Raw genomic sequence first — 18,097 nt, 5'->3', positions numbered from 1 at the left:
TGGTCGATTCGATCTAAAATCATTGTGATCTCGCGCGCCGATGATGCGTACATCGCATGGGCGCTCTCGGTTCACACCCGCGGTGCGTCCTCTCCTGCGTCGCGGGCTCGTTGCGAGCCGCAAATTATAATCCCGTGGTCATGGGCGAACAAGCGCGACCGGAACAGGGTGCGTCCGCAAAAACCAGAAAGATGGCCGCACAAAAAAGCCGGACGCGAGGCCCGGCTTCTTCGAAATCTCAGTGGCGCTTAGCTGTCGAGGAACGAGCGCAGCTTGCGCGAACGGCTCGGGTGCTTGAGTTTCCTCAGCGCCTTCGCTTCGATCTGGCGGATACGTTCGCGGGTGACCGAGAACTGCTGGCCGACCTCTTCGAGCGTGTGGTCCGTGTTCATGCCGATGCCGAAGCGCATGCGCAGCACGCGCTCTTCGCGCGGCGTCAGCGAAGCGAGAACGCGGGTCGTCGTTTCACGCAGGTTCGCCTGGATGGCGGCGTCGATCGGCAAGAGCGCGTTCTTGTCCTCGATGAAATCGCCGAGATGTGAATCTTCCTCGTCGCCCACCGGCGTTTCGAGCGAGATCGGCTCCTTGGCGATCTTCAGCACCTTGCGCACCTTCTCGAGCGGCATGGCGAGCTTTTCGGCCAGTTCCTCCGGCGTCGGCTCGCGGCCGATTTCGTGCAGCATCTGGCGCGAGGTGCGAACGATCTTGTTGATCGTCTCGATCATGTGCACCGGAATGCGGATCGTGCGGGCCTGGTCGGCGATCGAGCGGGTGATCGCCTGCCGGATCCACCAGGTGGCATAGGTCGAGAACTTGTATCCGCGGCGATACTCGAACTTGTCGACCGCCTTCATCAGGCCGATATTGCCTTCCTGAATGAGATCCAGGAACTGCAGACCGCGGTTCGTGTACTTCTTGGCGATCGAAATGACGAGACGCAGGTTGGCCTCGACCATTTCCTTCTTGGCGATACGCGCCTCGCGTTCGCCCTTCTGCACCATGGAGACGATGCGGCGGAACTCGGCGATGGAAATGCCGGTTTCCGTCGCGAGATTCTGGATCTCCTGGCGGATATCCCGGATCGTCTGGTTCTCGGCCCTTGCAAACTCCTTCCAACCCTTGCCGGCGAGATTGCTGATCGACTTCATCCAGTTCGGATCGAGTTCGGCACCCGAATACTGTTCCAGGAAGGAGTCGCGCTTGACGCCGTAGGACTCGGCAAGGCGCAGCAGCCGGCCTTCGTTCTGCATCAGGCGCTTGGAAATGTCGTAGAGCTGCTCGACCAGCGCATCGATGCGGTTCTGGTTGAGCGACAGCGACTTCACCGCCTTGATCAGCTCGTCCTTCAGTTCCTTGTAGCGGCGCTCCTGTGCAGGCGACAGGGTGCCGGTGGCGGCAAGACGCGCCTCGACCTGCTGGTCCTGCAGCTTGCGGAGCTTCTTGTAGGTCTCGGCGATGATGTCGAGCGTTTCCATCACCTGCGGGCGCAGTTCCGCTTCCATCGCGGCGAGCGAGAGGTTCGATTCATCATCGTCCTCTTCTTCTTCCTCCGGTGGCTGGCCATCGCCGCCGACATTGGTGATGTCGTCGTCATTGGCTGCGGCTGCGCGCGTCTTGCGCACCTTTTCCTTCTCTTCGGCGGCCTTGCGGTCAGCCTCGATCTTTTCCGGGCTCTGGAACTGCGGGGCAGCCTTCGCCTCGGGACCGGAATAGGTGGTTTCGAGATCGATGATCTCGCGCAGAAGCGTCTGCCCTTCGTTCAGTTCATCGCGCCAGATGATGAGTGCCTGGAAGGTAAGCGGGCTCTCACAGAGACCCGCGATCATCGTTTCGCGACCGGCCTCGATGCGCTTGGCGATCGCAATTTCGCCTTCACGGGAGAGAAGTTCAACCGAGCCCATCTCGCGCAGGTACATGCGCACCGGATCGTCGGTACGATCGGTCGGTTCCTTCTTCTTGCCGGTCGCAAGCGCGGTACCGGTGGAGGTGGCCAGTTCGCCGCCTTCGCTGTCGCCGTCGTCACCGCCGTCTTCGTCGTCACCGCCACTGGCAGCTTCCTCGGCTTCCTCATCTTCGATGACATTGATGCCCATGTCGGAGAGCATGGCCATCGTGTCTTCGATCTGCTCGGAGGTGACTTCTTCGGACGGCAGGACCGAATTCAGTTCGTCCATCGTCACGTAGCCGCGCTTCTTGGCGGCCTTGATCATCTTCTTGACAGCGTCGTCGGAAAGGTCGAGAAGCGGGCCGTCCGGAGCGCCTTCGCGTTCAACGTCTGCTTCTTCGTTTTCTTTGACTTTAGTTGCCATTTATTCGTCGCTTTCCTTGTCGCAACCAGCGTGCGCCTGGTGCCAATGCCGCTTCGTGGTTCGGGCGCCGCGCACCCGCCACCGAATCATTTCCCCTGACGTAACGGGATGATGTTTAATTCCTGATTAACCACGACAGCGATCGCGGTTGAGCGGGCAGGCTTCGACAGCCCTGCCACTGAAACCTCTCAGGCATGATTTTCCTATCCGCCGTACCGTGTCGCCATTTCTGCCTGAAATGGTGATTCCCAGAATTTTTGATCCCGTCAAGCATTTCCGGTGAAAAACCGCGTAAATCGGCAAAAAACGCTACTCCGCGGGTTTTTGCGCTGTTTATCAGCTTTCGCTCAAGATGTAGGAGCAGTCCAAAAAAAGACAAGGGTGGCGCTGGTTTTCCCGAGATCCAAGCCGGCAAAGCAGCAATCCGGCAGCGCGCATTGGCGCGATCCGCGGCGCTTACCAGTCCATCACCACCTTGCCGGAATTTCCCGACCGCATCGCCTCGAAGCCCTCACGGAAATCGTCGATCCCGATCCGGTGGGTGATGACCGGCGAGAGATCCAGCCCGCCCTGGACGAAGGCGATCATCTTGTACCAGGTCTCGAACATCTCGCGTCCGTAGATGCCCTTCAGGTTGAGCATCTTGAAGATGACCTTGTTCCAGTCGATCTCGAATCCGGCCGGTGCGATGCCGAGGATGGCGATCTTGCCGCCGTTGTTCATCTTGTCGATCATGTCGCGGAAGGCCGGCGCCGCGCCCGACATTTCAAGACCTACGTCGAAACCTTCGGTCATGCCGATCGATCGCATGACGTCGGCGAGGTTTTCCTTGGAGGCATCCACGACATGGTCGATGCCGACCTTGCGGGCGAGTTCGAGGCGCGTCGGGTTGATGTCGGTGATCACCACCTTGCGTGCGCCAGACCGCTTGGCAACCATGGCACCCATGATGCCGATCGGTCCCGCCCCGGTGACGAGCACGTCCTCGCCGACGAGATCGAAGGAAAGCGCCGTGTGGACGGCATTGCCGAAGGGATCGAAGATGGCGGCGATCTCGTCCGGCACATCATCCGGGATCGAGACGACATTATATTCAGGGATGCAGACGAACTCGCCGAAGGAGCCCGGACGATTGACCCCAACTCCAAGCGTGTTGCGGCAGAGATGGCCCCTGCCTGCCCGGCAGTTGCGGCACTTGCCGCAAACGATGTGGCCCTCGCCCGACACCCGTTCGCCCACGTGATGCTTGGTGACGGCGGAGCCGACCTCCGCTATTTCGCCCATGAACTCATGGCCGACGACCATCGGCACGGGAATCGTCTTCTGCGCCCACTGATCCCAGTTCCAGATATGAACGTCGGTGCCGCAGATCGCCGACTTCTTCACCCGGATCAAGACATCGTTGGGGCCTACTTCCGGCACCGGCACGCGCTCCATCCAGAGCCCGACTTCCGGCTTCGTCTTGACCAGCGCCTTCATCATGTTCGTCATCGCAAGATCCTCCGCCCCTCACCCTAACTCGTCAGATCACGCCGAGATCGCGACCGACCTCTTCGAAAACGGCGATCGCACGCCGGACGTCCTGCTCGCTGTGGGCGGCCGACATCTGGGTTCGGATCCGCGCCTGGCCCCGCGGCACCACGGGGAAGGAGAAGCCGATGACATAGACGCCCTTCTGAAGCATCCGGGCGGCCATCTCCTGGGCAAGCGTGGCGTCACCTAGCATAACGGGAATGATCGGATGCCCTTCGCCGGCAAGCGTGAAGCCGAGCTTCGACATTTCGGCGCGGAACAGCGCGGCGTTCGCATAAAGCCGTTCGCGCAGCTCATCGCCGTTCTCGATCAGATCGAAGACCTTGAGCGAGGCGGCGGCGATGACGGGAGCCAGCGTGTTGGAGAAAAGATAGGGGCGCGAGCGCTGCCGCAGCCAATCGACGATTTCGGCCTTGGCCGAGGTGTAACCGCCCGAGGCACCGCCGAGCGCCTTGCCGAGCGTGCCGGTGATGATGTCAATCCTGCCCTCGACGCCGCAATGCTCGGCGGAGCCGCGTCCGTGCTTGCCGACGAAACCGACCGCATGGCTGTCATCGACCATGACCATCGCGCCGTATTTCTCGGCAAGGTCGCACACACCCTGAAGATTGGCGATGATGCCGTCCATCGAGAAGACACCATCGGTGGCGATCAGCTTGAAGCGGCTGCCTTCAGCCTTCTTCAACTCCTCCTCGAGCGCTGCCATGTCGTTGTTGGCGTAGCGGAAGCGCTTCGCCTTGGAGAGGCGCACGCCGTCGATGATCGAGGCATGGTTCAACGCATCGGAGATGACCGCGTCTTCTTCTCCGAGCAATGTCTCGAACAGCCCGCCATTGGCATCGAAGCAGGAGGAATAGAGGATCGTGTCCTCCATTCGAAGGAAGGAGGAGATGCGGGCCTCGAGTTGCTTGTGCTCTTCCTGTGTGCCGCAGATGAAGCGCACCGAGGCCATGCCGTAGCCGTAGCGATCGAGCGCCTGCTTGCCGGCCGTGGCAAGCTCTTCGTTGTCGGCGAGACCGAGATAGTTGTTGGCGCAGAAGTTCAGCACGCGATCGCCGGACGCCACCTCGATTTCACCCGCCTGCTTCGAGGTGATGACACGCTCGGACTTGTAAAGGCCGGCGGCCTTCAGGCCCTCAAGTTCAGAACGAAGATGGGACAGAAAGGCTTGGGTCATGGCGGCCGCTCTCGCTGTAAGAAGGACGTTCGAATCGGGGCACCGCGCGTTCGCACGCTGTGGGCACCCGACATCTTAAATCTGCGCATAGGCTCCTGCGAAGCTCGATTTCGAACTTCACTGGAGCGTTAGACGACTACCACGACAACCCGCCTCTTGCAGCAATTTCCAGCGCCCTCGGAGGGCCGGAACGCATGGACCGGCGAAAACGACAGGGGCTTTCACGCAGGGCGCCGCCTCCGGATAGTTTCTGTCTCCCGGAGCGCCTCAGGCGACATTTTCATTCGCGAGATGCGGAGCGGTCCACGGGGCCAGACTGAAGCTGCTATCCATCGAGATAGCTGTCGATGACGGCCAGGAATGCCTCGCCGTAGCGTTCGCGCTTGCTCTCGCCGATGCCGGGAATATCGAGAAGGTCGTCGAAATCGCGCGGACGCTGCTTCGCCAGCGCGATCAACGTTGTGTCCGGGAAGACGACATAGGGCGGCACGTTCAATTCCTTGGCGATCGAGAACCGCTCGGCGCGCAGACGTTCGAAAAGCTCGAGATCGGAGCCGGCGAGATCGGCTCTCTCACGCTGGGCGCCGGATTTCGCTGTTCGTGCGGCCTTGCCCGAGGTCGGCCTATCCTTGCGGAAGAACACCTGGCGCTCGCGTTTGAACACCGCGCGCGCCTCCGGCTCGAGCTGGATCGCCCCGAAGGCGGATTGATCGACCCGGACGAGGCCGGCGGCGAGCAACTGTCGAATCACCGATTGCCACGTTCGTGCCGGCAGGTCCTTACCGGCACCGAAGACCGGCATATCGACATGGCCGAAGCGCTCAGTCTTCTCGTTGATCGTCCCCATGAGCACATCGATCACGTGGCCGGCGCCGAAGCGCTCGCCGGTGCGGTAGACGGCGGCGAGCGCCTTGATCGCGGCTTCGGTGCCGTCCCAGGTCTCGACCGGCTTCAGGCAGGTGTCGCAATGGCCGCAGCGGCCGGGATGCGCCTCTCCGAAATGCGCAAGGATCGCCTGCCGCCGGCAGCCCGCGGTCTCGCAGATCGCAAGCAGCGCATTGAGCTTCGCCCGCTCGATGCGCTTGATCTCCTCCGCGGCGCCGCCCTCGTCGATCATCCTCCGGCGCTGGATGACATCGGCCATGCCATAGGCCATCCAGACCTCCGAGGGCAGCCCATCGCGCCCCGCGCGGCCGGTTTCCTGGTAATAGGCTTCGACCGACCCCGGCAGATCGAGATGGGCGACGTAGCGGACATCCGGCTTGTCGATGCCCATGCCGAAGGCGACCGTCGCCACCAGACAGAGATCCTCCTCCTTCAGGAATGCATCCTGATGGGCGTCGCGCAGGACGCGGTCCATGCCGGCATGATAGGGAAGCGCGCGCACCCCTTGCGCGTTCAGCCATTCGGCCGTGTCCTCGACCTTGGCGCGGGACAGGCAATAGACGATGCCGCTCGATCCCTTGAAGCGGGAGAGAAAGCGAAGAAGCTGATGGCGCGGTTGGTCGCGCTCCACGATCTCATAGGCAATGTTCGGCCGGTCGAAGCTGGTCGTGAAGATCTTCGCTCCGGTGAGCGCCAGCCGCTCGATGATATCGTCGCGCGTATGCGGATCCGCCGTGGCCGTCAGTGCGACGCGCGGCACGCCTGGAAAGCGCGACGCGAGGCAGTCGAGGCCGCGGTATTCCGGCCGGAAGTCATGTCCCCATTGCGAGACGCAATGGGCTTCGTCGATCGCGAAGAGCGCGATATCCATATCGCCGATCATCTCGGTGAAACCGTCGGTGACGGCGCGCTCCGGCGTGACATAAAGCAGGTCGAGCGCGCCCGCCGAAAGCGCGCGTCGGACCGCGATCGCCTCGTCGCGCGTCAGAGAGGAATTGAGCGCAGCGGCGCGAATGCCGAGCTGCTTCAGCGCCTCGACCTGGTCGCGCATCAAGGCGATCAAGGGAGAAACGACAATGCCCACACCTCGGCGGCAGAGTGCCGGGATCTGGAAGCAGAGCGATTTGCCCGCGCCCGTCGGAAAGAGGACCACCGCATCGCCGCCCGCCGCCACGTGCTCGACGACGTCCTGCTGCTTTCCCCGGAAAGCGGAGTAACCGTAGACGCGTTTCAGAACGTCGAGAGGATTGGCGGCGCCTTCTCTTTCGAACAGGGGCACAGTACTGTGGGTTCTTTCGGACATGGAATCGCTTTCGTGAGGCGTGCAGTATGGGATTTGTGCACGCCGGATGTAAACGGGACGGAGACTTGCCCTTCACCCTGCCCTCTCCCCGCGAGCGGGGCGAGGGTGCGTCGCATCTGGGGCTCGCGTTGTGCACCAACTGCACGAGGCCTTGCAGAGCCGGCGCGGCAGACGGATGAGGGGCAGTCCATGCGACGCTACCGCGCGGCCGGACCCTTCACCCTCCCCGAAAGCACGCCGAAGCCTTCGATGATGGCTTCCTGGTTCTCAAGCCGCGTCACTTCGAGCTGGACCTCCTGGAGCGTCCGCAGCAGCTGTGGCACGACCTCGAGGTCCCCCTCCTCGGTGGCGTGCGCCAGTTCACGTTCCAGCTCGCGCCGCTGCCAATGAAGGGCTTTGCTGCGCCTGTGGAGCGCAAGCGCCTGGAGATAGCCTTCGCGCGCATCTTCCGGCGCCGCCGCGGTCGTCGCGGTCCAAAGGCGCGCATAGCGGATCTGCTGATCGAGCGCACCGATCAGTGCGCCGAAACCCTCCGCCTCCAGTTGCTCGATGAGGGCTTCCCGCGTCAGCCGCGGCCCGTTTGCCGCCGCAGCATTCAGCACCGCCGCCCAGCAGCGCTGTAGATCGCGGTTATCGAACTCGATGGTCGAGATCTCGTCATATTCATCGAAGAGCAATTGCGGATGGTTGACAATGGTGAGCGCCAGCACGCTCTCGCGCAGAAGCGGCACCGCCTGCTGGCCGCTGACGATGGAGGAGCGCGCGAGCCGCTCTGATATGGCCGTCGGACCGGCTGCGGTGCGCCCACCGCCGGCGCCTCTCTGGCCGCCACTCTGGCGCCCGCCCCGCTCGAACGACCGCCGTTCGTTCCTGAACAGCGCACTGCCCTGCAGAAAGGCATTGAGGCGGTCGCGCATGTCCTGCCCATAGTGGCGGCGCACGCTTTCGTCAGCGATGACGGAGGTCACCTGCCGCAGCCGCGCTTCGAGTTCGGCGCGTTTTTCCGGCGTGTCGAATGCGCCGCCCTGCACTTCACGCAGCCATACCATTTCGGCGAGCGAGCGGGCGTTGGCGAGCACCTTGTCGAAAGGTTCGCGCCCGTCATGGCGGACGAGATCGTCCGGGTCCTTGCCGTCCGGCAGCATGGCGAACCGGACCGATCGCCCGGGTTTGAGATGGGGGAGCGCCAGATCGACGGCGCGGTTGGCAGCGCGGATGCCCGCACCGTCGCCATCGAAGCAGAGCACCGGCTGCGGCGTCATCTTCCAGAGAAGGTCGAGCTGATTTTCAGTGAGCGCGGTTCCGAGTGGCGCGACGGCATTCTCGATGCCGGCCTGATGGAGCGCGATCACGTCCATATAGCCCTCGACCGCGATGATCGTTCCCGCCCCATCGGCGCCCTGCGAAGCCCGCCTGGCGCGCGCGAAATTGAACAGAACGTTGCCCTTGTGGAAAAGCTCCGTCTCGTTCGAGTTCAGATATTTGGCCGGCGCGTCGGGCGACATGGCGCGGCCACCGAACGCAATCACCTTCTCGCGCGAGGAAAGGATCGGAAACATGATGCGGTCGCGGAAACGGTCGTAGGAGACCGGCACGTCGGGCCCATGAACCACCAAGCCGCACGCTTCGATCTGTTCCTTGCCGACGCCCTTGCCGGCCAGAAATTCCTTCAGCGCATTGCGGCTGTCGGGCGCGAAGCCCAGGCGAAAGGTCTCGATCGTGCGGCCGGTCAGCCCCCGCTCACGCAGGTAGGCCCGTGCCTTGGCACCATTCGCCGTCTGGAGCTGGTCCTGGAAGAACTGCGTCGCCATTTCCATGACGTCGAGCAGGCTGGTGCGCTCCTTCTCGCGCCGCTCGGCCTGCGGGTCGGGTTGCGGCATCGCGACGCCGGCCATGTCGGCGATCTGCTGCACGGCTTCAGGGAAGCTCAATCCTTCGAGGTCGGTCAGGAAGCGGAAGTGGTCGCCGGAAACGCCGCAGCCGAAGCAATGATATCGGCCCTTGCGGTCCTCGCAGTGAAAGCTCGGCGACTTTTCGCCATGGAACGGGCAGCAGGCCCAGTAGTCGCCGCGCGAAACATTGGTCTTGCGCCGATCCCAGGTGACGCGCTTGCCGACCACGTCCGAAATCGGAACGCGATCGCGTATCTCGTCAAGGAAGGACGGTGAAAAGCGCATGAATACCTCTGATCAGTCTTCCATATAAGCGGCATGGCGAGCGGAAGCCACAGCCGCCCTGCTTCGTGCCCGCAATTCACAGGCACGAACTCCAGGCTGAAGGCATGATCTTTGCGAGGGCGCGCCGATAAATTGAGGCGTCGCAAGATTTCCGAAACAGATCGGAAGGGTAGCGGCGCCCGCTGCAAAGCGGGCGCACAGGCTTACTTCAGCAGGTCCTTCACAAGGCCGGACGCCTTGGCGAAGTCCATCTGGCCGGGATAGCGCTCCTTCAGCGCGTTCATGCACTTGCCCATGTCCCGAAGGCCGTGGGCGCCCGTCTCCTGGACGACGGCGGCGCAGGCCTGCTTCACCTTGTCCTCGGAAAGCTGTTCGGGCAGGAACTGATTGATGACAGCAATTTCCTGGCGTTCCTGCTCCGCGAGCTCGGGGCGTCCGCCCTCGTCATAGATGCGGGCGGATTCCTCGCGCTGTTTGATCATCTTGGCGAGGATCTGCATGATCTCGTCATCGCCGACCGGGTCCTTTCCGTGGCCGCGATTGGCAATGTCGCGATCCTTGATCGCCGCCTGGATCAACCGGACGGTCGATGTGCGCCGCGTATCCTTGGCTTTGAGTGCGTCTTTCAATGCGTTCGCGAGTTGGTCGCGCATGTCTTTACTCCATGTCGAAACCGGCCCGCGGTGCTTGTGCCCGGAACCGGCTCGATTACGTCGTTGTTGTCGTCGTCTTAAACCAGTGCGGCAGGTACAATCAAACGGATTAGGCAACCAATTGAATTATAAGGAACTTTATTTCCTTACAATTCACGGCGGCCGGTTGACCCGATCGACGCCTTTGGCTATTTTCCGGCACCTGCACGACATCGGCATGAAACCTTTTCTCGCGGGGTTCCCGCGCGCCATGCCGCATGCACTTGAAATGGCGATGAACCGACCGGCTTTCAAGCCGCGCTTTCCGCCGCAACGGGATAGGAACGATGACCGCGACACCCGCATGGACAACTCAAAAACCCACCGCCCTTCTCGTTCTGGCCGATGGTACCGTGATTGAAGGCAAGGGCATCGGCGCGACCGGCAAGGTTCAGGCCGAAGTCTGTTTCAACACGGCGCTGACCGGATACCAGGAGATCCTGACTGACCCCTCCTATCTCGGCCAGATCGTCACCTTCACGTTCCCGCATATCGGCAACATCGGCACCAATGACGAGGATATCGAAGACCTGACGCCCGCCGCCCGCCACGGTGCCGTCGGCGTGATCTTCAAGGCCGACATCACCGAACCGTCGAACTACCGCGCCGCCAAGCACCTCGACGCCTGGCTGAAAGCGCGCGGCATCATCGGCCTCTGCGGCATCGACACGCGCGCCCTGACCGCCTGGATCCGCGAAAACGGCATGCCGAACGCAGTCATCGCCCACGACCCCGCCGGCGTCTTCGACGTCGATGCGTTGAAGGCTGAGGCCAAGGCCTGGAGCGGCCTTGAAGGCCTCGACCTCGCCAAGGTCGCGACCTCCGGTCAGTCCTACCGCTGGAACGAAAAGCCCTGGGTCTGGAACGAGGGCTACTCGACGCTCGGCGAAACCGACGCCGCCTATCACGTCGTGGCCCTCGACTATGGCGTCAAGCGCAACATCCTCCGGCTCTTTGCCGGCCTCAACTGCCGGGTCACGGTTCTGCCGGCTCAGTCAAGCGCCGAGGAAGTGCTCGCCCTCAATCCGGACGGCATCTTCCTCTCGAACGGTCCGGGAGATCCGGCCGCGACCGGCGAATACGCCGTACCGGTGATCCAGGACCTGCTGAGGACCGACATTCCAGTCTTCGGCATCTGCCTCGGTCACCAGATGCTGGCGCTGGCGCTCGGCGCCAAGACCGAAAAGATGCATCAGGGGCACCACGGCGCCAACCATCCGGTCAAGGATCACACCACCGGCAAGGTCGAGATCGTCTCGATGAACCACGGCTTCGCAGTCGATTCGAAGTCCCTGCCGAAAGGTGTTGAAGAGACTCACATTTCGCTCTTCGATGGCACGAACTGCGGCCTGCGTGTGACCGGCAAGCCCGTCTTCTCGGTCCAGCACCATCCGGAAGCCTCGCCGGGTCCGCAGGACAGCCACTATCTCTTCCGCCGCTTCCTCAATCTCGTGCGCGAGAAGAAGGGCGAACCGGCGCTCGCCGAACGCTGAGAAACACAATCCGCTTCTTAAAGGCCCGCTCCCGCGGGCCTTTATTTTTTCGACGTCTGCGGCAGCATCAAATTTCGCCGAGCCGCGCCGCGATGAAATCGACGGCGGCACGCACGGACGGCAACTGCCCGCGCCGGTGCGGCATCAGGATCGTCGTTGTCACACGACCCGCAGTCCACTCCGGCAGGATGCGCACGAGCGCGCCGCGGGCGATCTCGTTGCGGCAAAGCTTGCCGGGCGAGGCGGTAATGCCGAGCCCCGCCACCGCGGCCTCGCGCAGAACATGCGATTCATCCGCCACGAAGCGCGGCTTCGGCGACACGCCGACAATCGTTCCGTCCGCATGCTCCAAGGTCCAGCCCGCCGATGCCAGCGATGTCAGCAAGCCGTCGTGATGCTCCAGATCTTCAGGATTTTCGGGAACGCTGCGCCGATTGAGATAGGCTGGCGACGCCACCAGCCAAATCGTTTCGGAAGCGACACGGCGCTGCACGAGGCCGGAATCCGGAAGCGGCCCGAAATGGTCGCGCACGGCGATGTCGAATCCTTCCTGGATGAGGTCGACGAACCGATCCGTCGCATGCATCACGACGCGGATTTTCGGATAGGCGACCGCCAGTTGCGGCAATAGCGGTGCGAGTGAGAGCTGCGTCGTCGGGACGGATGCCGTGATCCTCACCGTGCCGCTTGGCTCGGCAAGCCTGCCCTTGACCACGCTTTCGGCCGCTTCCGCTTCGATGAGCATTGCCGCCGCGTGACGATAGAAATCCTCCCCCGTTTCGGTCACCGCGAAACGGCGCGAGGTGCGGTTGATGAGCCGAACGCCTAGCGCTTTTTCGAGTTCCGCCACGCGCTTGCTAAGCGTCGATTTCGGTACGCTGAGCGCGCGCGCCGCCGGAGCGAAGCCCCCGTGATCCACGACGTGGACGAAGAGCATGAAGTCGTTAAGGTTCGCCATAGTCCCGATCGATCGTCCACATTCATAGATGATAAGTCCACACTTTCCCATCTAGCACAAGTTCGTCCACGAATGCATCTCTTCCTCATCGTTCATTCGAAACCAAGAGGAATAGATCGTGACCATCTATCAAGGAAAGAAGGCCGTCGTGATCGGCGGCACCCACGGCATGGGACTGGCGACGGTCGCACGGTTGGTCAGTGGCGGCGCAGACGTGCTGCTGACCGGACGCAACGAAGGCAATGTCGCAACGGTCAGAGAGACGTTCGGCGCGCGCGTCCACGCCCTGCGCTCTGACATCGCCGATCTCAACGACATCGCGGTTCTCGGTGCGGCCGTTGGTCAGAAGCTCGGCGCGATCGACCTTCTCCACATCAACGCCGGCATTTCGGAACTCGAGGCGTTCGACAAGGTTAGCGAGGCCTCCTACGATCGTCAGTTCGCCATCAACACCAAAGGCGCGTTCTTCACTGTCCAGCGGCTGGCGCCGCTGATCCGCGAGGGCGGTTCCATCGTCTTCACCTCATCGGTTGCCGACGAAGGCGGGTACCAGGGCATGAGCGTCTACAGCGCCACCAAGGCGGCGCTCGTCTCCTTCGCCTCCGTGCTCGCTACCGAGCTTCTGCCGCGCGGCATCCGCGTCAACACGGTCAGCCCAGGTTTCATCGACACACCGACCAAGGGTGCCGCGGGCCTTACGGATGCCGAACGCTCAGACTTCAAGGCGCTCGGCGACGCGGTCACACCGATGAAACGCAACGGCACCGCCGACGAAGTGGCGCGCGCCGTGCTGTTCCTGGCCTTCGACGCAACCTTCACCACTGGCGCAAAGCTCGCCGTTGACGGTGGCCTTGGCCAGAAGCTGTCCACCGCAGCCTGACACCCGGGAGAAAGATCATGAGCAGGATTTCCATTCTCGGCCTTGGCGCCATGGGTTCGGCGCTGGCGGCAACGCTCATTCGAAAGGGCCACGACGTCACGATCTGGAACCGGACATTGCTACGGACCGAGCCGCTTGCCGCCATCGGTGCGAGCGTTGCGGCGAGCCCGGCCGAGGCGGTCGCGGCCAGCGAGCTTGCGATTGTGTGCGTCGTCGACTACGCCGCCGCCCGTGCGGTTCTGGCGCTGGCAGGAGATGCACTCCGTGGCCGCGATCTTGTCAATCTCACCAATGGCACGCCCGACGATGCGAAGAGTCTTGGCGCATGGGTGGAGGCAAAGGGCGCGCGTTATCTCGACGGCGGCATCATGGCGGTCCCGCCGATGATCGGCGAGGCCGGTGCCCTGATCCTCTACAGTGGCTCGGGCGCCCTTCTCGAAAAGCATGAGGCAGCGCTCGGCGCGCTCGCTACCTGCCGTATGCTCGGCGAGGACCCAGGAATTGCGGCGCTCTATGACCTCGCCCTGCTGTCTGCAATGTACGGTCTCTTCTCAGGCTTCCTGCATGCCGGCGCGCTGGTGGCAAGCAGCGGCGGCAAGGTGGCTGATTTCCTGTCGCTCCTCCGGCCTTGGCTCGAAGCGATGAGCGGCACCCTCCCCGACCTTGCTGAGAAGATCGACAGCGGCCTGCATAGCCGCAATGTCGTCTCCAACCTCGCCATGCAGACGATCGCTCTTGAGAACATCGTCAGAGCGAGCGAGGAGAGTCACATTTCGCCCGACTTCATCGAACCCATGCGACAGCTCGCCGCCGCTCGGGTCGGTCAAGGTCATGGCGGGGACGATATCTCTGGCGTCGTCGAGCTGATCCGGAAGCAAAAGTGAATCCGTTTTCAACGCGATAGGCGCGTTGCGTGAATCGAATTCTCAGGCTGTTGAATCGACTTCTGAACAACAAAGCCCGCCAGTGCTGGCGGGCTTTCCGTCGTCGAGGATCGTTGCTGTTACCTGCAGGCGGCGCAGAAGCGCTGAATGCGCCGGCAGGCCTCTTCGAGCAGCGCCTCGGACGTCGCGTAGGAGATGCGGAAGTTCGGACCGAGGCCGAAGGCCGAACCATGGACAACCGCTACGCCTTCCGCCTCCAGAAGCTCCGATACGAAGTCCTCATCCGTCTCGATGACCTTGCCCGACGGCGCGGTCTTGCCGATGAGGCCAGCGCAAGACGGATAGACGTAGAATGCACCTTCCGGCGTCGGGCAGGAAATGCCCTTGGCCTGGTTCAACATCGAGACGACGAGATCACGCCGGCCTTGGAAAATCTCCTTGTTGCGCGGGATGAAATCCTGCTGACCGTTCAGCGCCTCGACAGCGGCCCACTGTGCGATCGAGGTCGCGCCCGAGGTCTGCTGCCCCTGGATCATGTCCATCGCCTTGATGAGTTGCAGCGGGCCTGCGGCATAGCCGATGCGCCAGCCGGTCATGGCATAGGCCTTGGAGACACCGTTCATCGTCAGCGTACGGTCGTAGAGGCCAGGCTCGACCTCGACCGGCGTTGCGAACTTGAAGTCGCCATAGGTCAGGTGCTCGTACATGTCATCCGTCAGAACCCAGACATGCGGATGCTTCATCAGCACGTCCGTCAACGCCTTCAGTTCGTCATGCGAATAGGCAGCGCCCGAAGGGTTGGATGGCGAGTTGAACACGAACCACTTGGTCTTCGGCGTGATCGCCTTTTCAAGGTCCTCGGCCTTAAGCTTGAAATTGTTTTCCTGCTTCGTCGAGACGAAGACCGGGGTGCCGCCGCAAAGTGCCACCATCTCCGGATAGGAGACCCAGTAAGGCGCCGGGATCACGACCTCATCTCCCGGGTTGAGCGTGGCCATAAAGGCGTTGAAAAGAATCTGCTTTCCACCGGTGCCGACGATCGTCTGCGCCGCGGTGTAATCGAGATTGTTCTCACGCTTGAACTTCTTCGCGATGGCCTCGCGCAGTTCCGGGATGCCGGAAACGGGCGTGTACTTCGTCTCGCCGCGGTTGATCGCATCGATCGCGGCCTTCTTGATGTTGTCCGGCGTATCGAAATCCGGCTCCCCTGCACCGAGGCCGATGACGTCGCGGCCTTTCGCTTTCAGCTCACGGGCTTTCTGCGAAACGGCGATGGTAGCGGAAGGCTTTACACGGGAAAGGGCATCGGCAAGGAAGGCCATGGTGTGAGGTCCTGATCGTTTCGAAACGGCGTGAAGCGCTACGGAACGGGAAGTCAGGCTCCATAGCGGTTAGGTCTATGTCGAAAGAAGCCCGGTCTTGCAAGCGCTTGAGGGGGAAAAACGCCGCCAAGGCCGCTCAAAATGCGTCACCATGACAAAGTTTCATGAATACCATCAAGGCGATCGATCGCCACGCCACGACTTCGACACCCACACCTTCTGACAAGGCCGGTTTTCCGTGACAGCCAGGCGGTCCGCACGATGGCGAACATGGGGCACCAGGCGACGCCGCCCGCTTCGGATTTTTCTCAAGAAAATCAGCGTGTTTTGCCCTTTTTCGCAACGCCTTAATTTGGTCACAACAACTGTCGCAGAGCGCCGCAATTTAGTCCAGCAACAGCCGATTTCCGGGTCTTTTCTACCCTGACGCGAATGCATTGGCATCGTGGGGGTATGCAATGTTTCTCGATGACGAAATCGCCGCCGCGCGAACGCGGCGCAACGAGGTGCGCTGGGGCTTCTACCTGGCGCTCGCAGCACTTGCAGCCTGCATCGTGATGATACTCGGTCTGATGGCACAAGCTTCGGCGCAAACGGCCAAGGCCAAACCGCAGCGGCTGGTCACGCTTCTCGAGCAGCAGCGGCCGAACATATTTGAAGCGGCAGTCGGGAATCGCGACGAACGCGCCATGGTGGTCGCGGACCGCGTCGCGGACGCGCCGACGGCCCATGCCGCAAGCCTGATGGCCGAGGCAAACAGCCAGGTGAACCTGCCGCAGACGGCAACTGCGGCCGACCGGCAGATCCTGATCGGCCTGATGTTGCTTGCCATGGCGCTGATGTCCGGCACGACCTTCGCCCTCTGGCGGCAGCAGATCGCCTCCTTGGTTGTCGCAAGGGTTCACCACCATGGCTGACGACGATCTGCCCGAACAGCGCGCCGGCTTCCTCGCCCGACTGTCGGCAATCGAAACGATCGTCGTGGCGATCATCGCCCTCATTGCCCTTGCCGGTCTGCTGCTGATCGGCAAGGGTTTCTACATGAAGGCCAGGGCCGAGCTCGCTGGCGAACAGCGCGCTGTTCCGCTCACCACCGGCTCGATCTCCCGATAAAGCCGTTTTGATCCGATTTGACTTGAAACGCACCCCGCTGCGTCCCAGCTTACGCTACAGCGTTGCGCGTCTCATCGGTCGCGCAAGAACGCTGGAGCACTTTGAATTGCCGCATGTTTCCTTAAATCGGCTGAGATTTAAGGAAACATGCGGTAGACAAACGCAGCCCGGAGAATGCCATGCAGCGCTGGCTCTTAAGAGCAGGTTTGACCAATATTCAGGCCGGCTTGGCGCGGTCCACGGCCGCTCTGCTTTCCGGGCTTCTCTGCCTCGCTGCCCCGCAGCCAGCCTCCGCGCAGCGGGCGCAGGAATTTTCGACCCAGTCCGGCACCGTACTCGTCGAGACGCTCGCAACCGGGCTCAGCCATCCCTGGGCAGTCGAGGTGATGCCGGACGGCGGCCTCGTCGTCACCGAGCGCCCGGGACGGTTGCGAATCCTGCAGGACGGCAAGCTGTCGCCCCCGATCGAGGGTGTGCCCGACGTGGCCGCACGCGGCCAGGGCGGATTGCTCGATGTCGCCCTGGATCCAAAGTTCGCCACCAACCGCGTGCTTTATTTGACCTATTCCGCCCGAGGCGACGGCGGCTACGGTACGGTCCTCGTCCGAGCGGAACTCTCCGACGACCAGCGCAGCTTGACCGATGTGAAGGAAGTGTTCCGGATGAGCAAGTTCACCGGCGGGGGCCAGCATTTCGGCTCGCGCATCGCCATCGACAAGGACGGCAGCCTGTTCTTCGGTATCGGCGATCGGGGTCAGCGTGACCGTGCCCAGGACCCGCGGGATCATGCCGGCGCCATTCTGCACATCAACCCCGACGGCAGCATTCCGACATCCAACCCCTATCGCGGTGGCACCGAGGGTCGGGCGGAGATCTGGTCGAAGGGGCACCGCAATCCGCAAGGCATCACTTTCGACCAGGGCTACGGCAGGCTTTTGACGGTCGAGCATGGCGCGCGCGGCGGTGATGAAGTGAACAATCCACAGCCGGGCAAGAACTACGGCTGGCCGGTGGTCACCTACGGCAAGGATTACTCCGGCGCGGAGATCGGCGAAGGCACGGCCAAGGAGGGTTATGAACAGCCGCTCTACTATTGGGATCCGTCGATCGCCCCCGGAGCGCTTGCGGTTTACCGCGGCAGCATGTTTCCGGAATGGAACGGCGACCTGCTGATCGCCGCGCTGAAATACAAGCTGCTCGCCCGCCTGGAGCGGGACGAAAATGGCGCGATCACCTCCGAGGAGCGGCTGTTCGATGGCGAATTCGGCCGCATTCGGGACGTGATCGTCGCGCCGGACGGCGCGCTTCTGATGGTGACCGACGAAGAGAATGGCGCCGTACTCCGGGTCTCCAAGGCCCCGACGCAGTAAC

At 62.4% G+C, this 18,097-nt stretch carries 14 protein-coding genes; 6 read left to right on the top strand and 8 right to left on the bottom strand.

The genetic code is table 11. The features are described from left to right. Positions 1-248: 248 nt before the first annotated feature. The 6 genes from rpoD to QN219_RS08755 form a co-directional block, all read right to left on the bottom strand. On the bottom strand, positions 249-2,309 hold the full coding sequence (gene rpoD / locus QN219_RS08780; protein ID WP_283999228.1) for an RNA polymerase sigma factor RpoD: 2,061 nt from the start codon (positions 2,307-2,309) through the stop codon (positions 249-251). Between the two features lie 456 nt (positions 2,310-2,765). Next, positions 2,766-3,800, bottom strand: a complete 1,035-nt coding sequence (gene tdh, locus QN219_RS08775) for an L-threonine 3-dehydrogenase (RefSeq protein ID WP_283977683.1) — start codon at positions 3,798-3,800, stop codon at positions 2,766-2,768. A 31-nt stretch (positions 3,801-3,831) separates the two neighbouring features. Beyond that, entirely contained in the window at positions 3,832-5,019 is a 1,188-nt protein-coding gene (locus QN219_RS08770) for a glycine C-acetyltransferase (protein WP_283999227.1), read from the bottom strand. A gap of 325 nt (positions 5,020-5,344) precedes the next feature. Next, positions 5,345-7,207 (bottom strand): DNA helicase RecQ, encoded by a 1,863-nt coding sequence (gene recQ, locus QN219_RS08765; protein ID WP_283999226.1) that lies wholly within the window; start codon positions 7,205-7,207, stop codon positions 5,345-5,347. 197 nt (positions 7,208-7,404) lie between these two features. After that, the gene (gene dnaG / locus QN219_RS08760) at positions 7,405-9,384 is read right to left on the bottom strand and encodes a DNA primase (RefSeq protein ID WP_283999225.1); all 1,980 of its coding nucleotides are present in this window, start codon (positions 9,382-9,384) and stop codon (positions 7,405-7,407) included. A 203-nt stretch (positions 9,385-9,587) separates the two neighbouring features. Beyond that, positions 9,588-10,037 carry a GatB/YqeY domain-containing protein gene (locus QN219_RS08755; protein WP_283999224.1) on the bottom strand — a complete coding sequence of 150 codons (450 nt, stop codon included), beginning with the start codon at positions 10,035-10,037 and terminating at the stop codon, positions 9,588-9,590. Between the two features lie 326 nt (positions 10,038-10,363). On the opposite strand from QN219_RS08755, the gene carA reads away from it, so the two are divergent. Further along, positions 10,364-11,569: a glutamine-hydrolyzing carbamoyl-phosphate synthase small subunit gene (gene carA / locus QN219_RS08750; protein WP_283999223.1), complete on the top strand. Its 1,206-nt coding sequence runs from the start codon at positions 10,364-10,366 to the stop codon at positions 11,567-11,569. A 67-nt stretch (positions 11,570-11,636) separates the two neighbouring features. On the opposite strand, the gene QN219_RS08745 is transcribed toward carA, so the two are convergent. Further along, positions 11,637-12,527 carry a LysR substrate-binding domain-containing protein gene (locus tag QN219_RS08745; protein ID WP_283999221.1) on the bottom strand — a complete coding sequence of 297 codons (891 nt, stop codon included), beginning with the start codon at positions 12,525-12,527 and terminating at the stop codon, positions 11,637-11,639. A gap of 118 nt (positions 12,528-12,645) precedes the next feature. On the opposite strand from QN219_RS08745, the gene QN219_RS08740 reads away from it, so the two are divergent. Both QN219_RS08740 and QN219_RS08735 read left to right on the top strand, forming a co-directional pair. Beyond that, positions 12,646-13,407, top strand: a complete 762-nt coding sequence (locus QN219_RS08740) for an SDR family oxidoreductase (protein ID WP_283999220.1) — start codon at positions 12,646-12,648, stop codon at positions 13,405-13,407. Between the two features lie 17 nt (positions 13,408-13,424). Continuing rightward, positions 13,425-14,291 carry an NAD(P)-binding domain-containing protein gene (locus QN219_RS08735; protein ID WP_283999218.1) on the top strand — a complete coding sequence of 289 codons (867 nt, stop codon included), beginning with the start codon at positions 13,425-13,427 and terminating at the stop codon, positions 14,289-14,291. Between the two features lie 119 nt (positions 14,292-14,410). Here QN219_RS08735 and QN219_RS08730 read toward each other — a convergent pair whose 3' ends face one another. Beyond that, the gene (locus QN219_RS08730) at positions 14,411-15,613 is read right to left on the bottom strand and encodes a pyridoxal phosphate-dependent aminotransferase (RefSeq protein ID WP_283999216.1); all 1,203 of its coding nucleotides are present in this window, start codon (positions 15,611-15,613) and stop codon (positions 14,411-14,413) included. A gap of 458 nt (positions 15,614-16,071) precedes the next feature. On the opposite strand from QN219_RS08730, the gene QN219_RS08725 reads away from it, so the two are divergent. The 3 genes from QN219_RS08725 (at position 16,072) to QN219_RS08715 (ending at position 18,096) form a co-directional block, all read left to right on the top strand. Continuing rightward, entirely contained in the window at positions 16,072-16,530 is a 459-nt protein-coding gene (locus QN219_RS08725; RefSeq protein WP_283999215.1) for a hypothetical protein, read from the top strand. After that, positions 16,523-16,726 (top strand): hypothetical protein, encoded by a 204-nt coding sequence (locus QN219_RS08720; protein WP_283999214.1) that lies wholly within the window; start codon positions 16,523-16,525, stop codon positions 16,724-16,726. The genes QN219_RS08725 and QN219_RS08720 overlap by 8 nt, the downstream gene beginning before the upstream one ends. A 179-nt stretch (positions 16,727-16,905) precedes the next feature. Continuing rightward, positions 16,906-18,096 (top strand): PQQ-dependent sugar dehydrogenase, encoded by a 1,191-nt coding sequence (locus QN219_RS08715; RefSeq protein ID WP_283999213.1) that lies wholly within the window; start codon positions 16,906-16,908, stop codon positions 18,094-18,096. The last annotated feature ends 1 nt before the right edge of the window (position 18,097 follow it).

It is taken from the genome of Sinorhizobium sp. 8-89 (assembly GCF_030124325.1).
In the GTDB taxonomy this organism is placed as follows: Bacteria; Pseudomonadota; Alphaproteobacteria; order Rhizobiales; family Rhizobiaceae; genus Sinorhizobium.
This window is presented reverse-complemented; position numbering and strand designations above follow the sequence as displayed.